Below are 247 nucleotides of genomic sequence, written 5' to 3'. Positions count from 1 at the left end.
GCTCACGAGGCTTTACGCACTACGTACTGCGATGGCTTCAATTTCCAGCTTCACATCTTTCGGCAAACGCGCGACCTGCCCACAGCTCCGGGTCGGATAGGTCGCCTGATGCTCATCGAAGAACTGCTTATAGACTTCGTTGATGGTGGCAAAATCATTCAGATCGGTGATAAACACGGTCATCTTGATGATATCGCCCACGCTCAGCCCGGCAGCAACCACGATCGCTTTGACGTTTTCGAGGCTT

Annotated in this window: 1 protein-coding gene; it reads right to left on the bottom strand. The window is 52.6% G+C overall.

Annotation, left to right across the window (positions count from 1 at the left end):
- Positions 1 to 12: 12 nt before the first annotated feature.
- Positions 13 to 247 (bottom strand): Rid family hydrolase (locus KI369_RS30040; RefSeq protein ID WP_238484981.1); only part of this gene is annotated, 235 nt, incomplete at its 5' end.

The sequence above is a fragment of the Bacillus sanguinis genome (genome assembly GCF_018332475.1).
Classification (GTDB): Bacteria; Bacillota; Bacilli; order Bacillales; family Bacillaceae_G; genus Bacillus_A; species Bacillus_A sanguinis.
Note: the sequence above shows the minus strand (reverse complement) of the source record. Positions and strands in the feature narration are given on the sequence as shown.